The sequence below is a fragment of the Streptomyces sp. NPDC059456 genome, from assembly GCF_042750055.1.
Classification (GTDB): Bacteria; Actinomycetota; Actinomycetes; order Streptomycetales; family Streptomycetaceae; genus Streptomyces.
This window is the reverse complement of the sequence record NZ_JBHYVA010000618.1, coordinates 1-5206: the sequence shown is the minus strand read 5'-3', so window position 1 is coordinate 5206 and position 5206 is coordinate 1. Positions and strand designations below refer to the sequence as shown.

Here is a 5206-nt window from a genome sequence, read left to right as displayed (position 1 = left end):
GGGTGGGTTTGGGGGGCGGCGGGGGGGGGGCCGTGGAGCGGGGGGCGGCCGGGGGGGGGGGCGCCGCGGGGGGCGGGGGGCCCGCCGGGGGTGAGGGGGGCCATGCGCAACACGCTAGCCCAGCTCCCTCAAAGGGGCGCGGGATTATTCGCGCCGCGCTCAAAGCAGGGCTTATGCTCGAAGGATGATCGAGGCACGTCATCTCCGGGTGCTGCGCGCCGTGGCCGGCACCGGATCCTTCTCCGCCGCCGCCCGCGAGCTCGGCTGCACCCAGCCCGCCGTCTCCCAGCAGATGAAGGCGCTGGAGCAGTCGGCCGGCACCCCGCTGCTCATCCGCGCCGGCCGCGAGATGCGGCTGACCCAGGCCGGCACGGCGCTGGTCCGGCACGCCGCCGGGATCCTCGCCGGGCTGACCGCCGCCGAGGAGGAGGTCGCGGCCATCGCCGGGCTGCGCGCGGGCCGGGTCCGGCTGGTGTCCTTCCCCAGCGGCAGCTCCACGCTGGTGCCGACCGCACTGGCCGCGATGCGCGCCGAGCACCCCGGCACCCGGATCTCGCTGGTCGAGGCGGAGCCGCCGCGGTCCGTGGAGATGCTGCGCGAGGGCGACTGCGACCTGGCGCTGGCGTTCCGGTACGGCGGGGCGGCCGGTTCGGCCGCCGAATGGGAGGACCTCGTCGTCCGGCCGCTGCTCACGGACCGGCTCGTCGGGCTGGTCCCGGAGGGCCACCGGCTGGCCGGGGCGGACCGGGTGGGCATGGCCGAGCTGGCCGACGAGCCCTGGATCGCGGGCTGTCCGCGCTGTCGCCGCCACCTGGTGGAGGTGTGCGAGGCGGCGGGCTTCACCCCCCGCATCGACTTCGCGACCGACGACTACCCGGCCGTGGTCGGCCTGGTCGGCGCCGGTCTGGGCGTCGCGGTGCTGCCGGAGCTCGCGGTGGAGTCCGTACGGGCCAAGGGTGTCAGCGCGGTGGCCGTCGAGCCGGCCGTGGAGCGGGAGGTCGTGGCCCTGACCCTGCCCGACCTGGCCCGGGTGCCGGCCGTGGCGGCGACGCTGGCCGAGCTGGAGCGGGCCGCCACGCGCTGACCGACCGCCGTACGGGAGCACGGCGGTTCGGCCGATCGCGTGACGTTCCGGTCCGGCATCCGGGCCCGGAAGGCTTGGTGAAACGTTCCTTCGTACGTTTCGGCGAACCCGCGGATCAGTGCGGCGGGAGGGGTCCGATCGTGCTCGAGGCGGGGATCAGGCGATGGCGTGCGCGTCCCATCAGCTCTTCGCGCTCATCCTCGGTGAGGCCGCCCCACACCCCGTAGGGCTCGCGGACGGCCAGTGCGTGCGCGGCGCATTCCGAGCGCACCGGGCATCTCATGCAGACCTCTTTAGCCGAGGCCTCGCGCGCACTCCTGGCCGCGCCCCGCTCGCCTTCCGGGTGGAAGAAGAGGGAGCTGTCGACCCCCCGGCAGGCGGCCAGCAGCTGCCAGTCCCAGAGGTCGGCGTTCGGTCCGGGGAGGCGGGAGAAATCTGCCATGGGTAGTCCTCTTGGTGCCGGTACTGAGACGGATACGGTCCAAGTCTCCACACCTACTGTCGTAGTAGATGTAAATATGACTCATTGGGAATCTAGCCTCAGACACGTGCCAAACGGAAGAAAAGCCGCCAAATAGGGCATAGCTCCAGATGGAGGACACGCGGAGAGTGGCGTCCGCGTCGTGATCGCTTCCTCACGTAGAGTGCCGAAGGTGTCCGTCCGACCCGTAACTCTTTCGAGTGACCATCGTTGAGAGTGCGAAGGCGGTTGAACCAAGAAGTTCCCGGACAGGTGTCCGAGGGCATCGACCGCACAGGTGACGATACGTACCAGCCTGGAGGCTCAAGGTGACGCGCATCAGCAGCTGCGGAGGGCGGTCATGACTTCCGTCCTCGTCTGCGACGATTCCCCGCTTGCCCGAGAGGCGCTCCGTCGCGCGGTTGCCACCGTGCCCGGCGTCGAGCGTGTGACGACGGCTGCCAACGGCGAGGAAGTCCTCCGCCGCTGGGGTGCCGACCGCTCCGACCTGATTCTGATGGATGTACGGATGCCGGGGCTCGGCGGTGTGGAGACGGTGCGCCGGCTGCTCTCGGCCGACCCGGGCGCCCGCATCATCATGCTGACGGTCGCCGAGGACCTGGACGGGGTGGCCCTCGCGGTCGCCGCCGGCGCCCGGGGCTACCTGCACAAGGACGCCTCGCGCGCCGAACTGCGGGCCACGGTCACCCAGGCGCTCGCCGACCCGACCTGGCGACTGGCCCCGCGCCGGCTCCGCTCGGCCGAGATGGGCGCCGCGCCCACGCTCACCGCGCGCGAGATCCAGGTCCTGGAGGGCATGAGCCACGGCCGGTCCAACGCGGAGATCGGGCGCGAGCTCTTCCTCTCCGAGGACACGGTCAAGACGCACGCCCGCCGGCTGTTCAAGAAGCTGGGCGCCTCGGACCGGGCGCACGCCGTGGCGCTCGGGTTCCGCTGGGGCCTGGTCCGCTGACCGTGAGCCCGCAGACCGGACGCTGAGAGCGGTCCCGTCCGCCACCGGCGGGCGGGGCGGCAGGCCGCAGCCGTCGGCCGCGGCCCAGCCCCGGCCCCGGTCCGGTCCGACCCGGTCCGGCCCGTCCCGGGCCCGGCCCGTCAGAACCGGCCCGTCCGCTCCCGTCCCGCCGTATCCGGTGCGTACCCGGGGATGGGCGGGGCACAATCGGGGGACGTGTCGCTTCGCGCGCGATGCCGCATGCTTGAGGTGTGGCGCATTTTCTGGGATGGGGCCTCGGGGAGTACTCGGTCGAGCGGGAGGGGAGGGTGCAGTGACGAGTTCAGGCGCACCCGCTCATAACGCTTCGACGCACAACACGGGCCGTGGTGCCGCGAATGCTCCGGCGCCAAGGCACCATGGATTGATGCGCGACGACGAGACCCCGGGGGCACCCGCGGTCACAGGCTCCACCGGCGCCGCCAAAGGCGGCAGCGCCGGGGCCGTCAGCGCGCTCGTACGCCGTGCGGTCGACGGCGACGAGCAGGCGACGCACGACCTGCTCGCCTTCGTGCACCCCCTGGCCATCCGTTACTGCCGCACCCGGCTCTCCCGGCTCCCGGGGGACGCCCGCCATTTCGTCGAGGACCTCGCGCAGGAGGTCTGCGTCGCCGTCCTGATGGCGCTGCCCCGGTACCGCGACACGGGCCGGCCCTTCGAGGCCTTCGTCTTCGCCATCGCCGCGCACAAGGTCGCCGACCTCCAGCGGGCCGCCATGCGGCACCCGGGGAGCACGGCCGTGCCCTCCGACGAGATGCCCGAACGGCCGGACGACTCGCTGGGCCCCGAGGAGCGGGCGCTGCTGAGCAGCGATGCCGCCTGGGCCAAGAAGCTGCTGGCCAACCTTCCGGAGAACCAGCGCGAGCTGCTCGTGCTGCGGGTGGCGGTCGGGCTGACCGCCGAGGAGACCGGGCAGATGCTCGGGATGTCCCCCGGCGCGGTCCGGGTCGCCCAGCACCGGGCGCTCAGCCGGCTGCGCGCGCTCGCCGAGCAGTAGAAACCGGTGGGCCGGATTCCGTCGGCGATCAATAGGAGGAAGCCACGAAACTTGGCCTTGGGCCAGCTCGTGGAATGAGACGCGCCGCGATCCCGTTAGCATGGAGACCCGCGCTGAGCAAGACCATTGGGAAGGTGTCATGACCGCCGACGGAGTGCCCGACAAATTCGCCACGCTCGGACTGACCTACGACGACGTGCTGCTGCTGCCGGGCGCGTCGGACATGGCTCCGGACGAGATCGACACCTCCTCCCTCATCTCCCGCAACGTGCGGGTGAACGTCCCGCTGCTGTCGGCGGCCATGGACAAGGTCACCGAGGCCCGCATGGCCATCGCGATGGCCCGGCAGGGCGGCGTCGGCGTCCTGCACCGCAACCTGTCGATCGCCGACCAGGCCAACCAGGTCGACCTGGTCAAGCGCTCCGAGTCCGGCATGGTCACCGACCCGATCACGGTGCACCCCGACGCGACGCTGCGCGAGGCCGACGAGCTGTGCGCGAAGTTCCGCATCTCCGGCGTCCCGGTCACCGACCCCGCCGGCAAGCTGCTCGGCATCGTCACCAACCGCGACATGGCCTTCGAGTCGGACCGCAGCCGCCAGGTGCGCGAGGTCATGACCCCGATGCCGCTGGTCACCGGCAAGGTCGGCATCTCCGGCGTGGACGCCATGGAGCTGCTGCGCCGCCACAAGATCGAGAAGCTTCCGCTGGTCGACGACGCGGGCATCCTCAAGGGGCTCATCACGGTCAAGGACTTCGTCAAGGCCGAGAAGTACCCGAACGCCGCCAAGGACAAGGACGGCCGCCTCCTGGTCGGCGCCGCGGTCGGCGTCGCCGGCGACGCGTACGACCGTGCCCAGGCCCTGATCGAGGCGGGCGCCGACTTCATCGTCGTCGACACCGCCCACGGCCACTCCCGCCTGGTCGGCGACATGGTCGCCAAGATCAAGTCGAACTCCTCCGTCGACGTCATCGGCGGCAACGTCGCCACCCGCGACGGCGCCCAGGCGCTGATCGACGCCGGCTGCGACGGCATCAAGGTCGGCGTCGGCCCCGGCTCCATCTGCACCACCCGCGTCGTCGCCGGCATCGGCGTTCCGCAGGTCACCGCCATCTACGAGGCCTCCCTCGCCGCGAAGGCGGCCGGCGTCCCCGTGATCGGCGACGGCGGCCTCCAGTACTCCGGCGACATCGCCAAGGCGCTCGTCGCGGGCGCCGACACGGTGATGCTCGGCTCGCTGCTCGCGGGCTGCGAGGAGTCCCCCGGCGAGCTGCTCTTCATCAACGGCAAGCAGTTCAAGTCGTACCGCGGCATGGGCTCGCTCGGCGCCATGCAGTCCCGCGGCGACCAGCGCTCCTTCTCCAAGGACCGCTACTTCCAGGAGGGCGTCGGCGGCGACGACAAGCTCATCCCCGAGGGCATCGAGGGCCAGGTCCCGTACCGCGGCCCGCTCTCCGCGGTCGTGCACCAGCTCGTCGGGGGCCTGCGCCAGTCGATGTTCTACGTCGGCGGCCGCACCGTGCCGGAGCTCCAGGACCGCGGCCGCTTCGTCCGCATCACCAGCGCTCCTTCTCCAAGGACCGCTACTTCCAGGAGGGCGTCGGCGGCGACGACAAGCTCATCCCCGAGGGCATCGAGGGCCAGGTCCCGTAC

The 5206-nt window shown here is 71.9% G+C and carries 5 protein-coding genes; 4 read left to right on the top strand and 1 reads right to left on the bottom strand.

Features of this window, described 5'->3' with window-relative positions:
• Positions 1 to 184: 184 nt before the first annotated feature.
• Positions 185 to 1084 (top strand): LysR family transcriptional regulator, encoded by a 900-nt coding sequence (locus tag ACFXA3_RS34835; protein ID WP_385193712.1) that lies wholly within the window; start codon positions 185 to 187, stop codon positions 1082 to 1084.
• A 115-nt stretch (positions 1085 to 1199) separates the two neighbouring features.
• Here ACFXA3_RS34835 and ACFXA3_RS34830 read toward each other — a convergent pair whose 3' ends face one another.
• Entirely contained in the window at positions 1200 to 1526 is a 327-nt protein-coding gene (locus ACFXA3_RS34830) for a WhiB family transcriptional regulator (RefSeq protein ID WP_030864318.1), read from the bottom strand.
• 379 nt (positions 1527 to 1905) lie between these two features.
• Between ACFXA3_RS34830 and ACFXA3_RS34825 the strand changes: the two genes are divergently transcribed.
• The 3 genes from ACFXA3_RS34825 to guaB form a co-directional block, all read left to right on the top strand.
• Positions 1906 to 2517 (top strand): response regulator transcription factor, encoded by a 612-nt coding sequence (locus ACFXA3_RS34825; RefSeq protein WP_003948568.1) that lies wholly within the window; start codon positions 1906 to 1908, stop codon positions 2515 to 2517.
• Positions 2518 to 2923: 406 nt separating this feature from the next.
• Positions 2924 to 3553: a sigma-70 family RNA polymerase sigma factor gene (locus tag ACFXA3_RS34820; RefSeq protein ID WP_385193709.1), complete on the top strand. Its 630-nt coding sequence runs from the start codon at positions 2924 to 2926 to the stop codon at positions 3551 to 3553.
• A 139-nt stretch (positions 3554 to 3692) separates the two neighbouring features.
• Positions 3693 to 5206, top strand: a 1514-nt coding sequence (gene guaB / locus ACFXA3_RS34815) for an IMP dehydrogenase (protein ID WP_385193707.1), incomplete at its 3' end; no start/stop codon positions are given.

Bases quoted from the DNA above. Each gene is read 5' to 3' on its own strand.
- ACFXA3_RS34835 (WP_385193712.1), top strand. From the start codon at position 185: ATGATCGAGGCACGTCATCTCCGGGTGCTGCGCGCCGTGGCCGGCACC.
- ACFXA3_RS34830 (WP_030864318.1), bottom strand. From the start codon at position 1,526: ATGGCAGATTTCTCCCGCCTCCCCGGACCGAACGCCGACCTCTGGGAC.
- ACFXA3_RS34825 (WP_003948568.1), top strand. From the start codon at position 1,906: ATGACTTCCGTCCTCGTCTGCGACGATTCCCCGCTTGCCCGAGAGGCG.
- ACFXA3_RS34820 (WP_385193709.1), top strand. From the start codon at position 2,924: ATGCGCGACGACGAGACCCCGGGGGCACCCGCGGTCACAGGCTCCACC.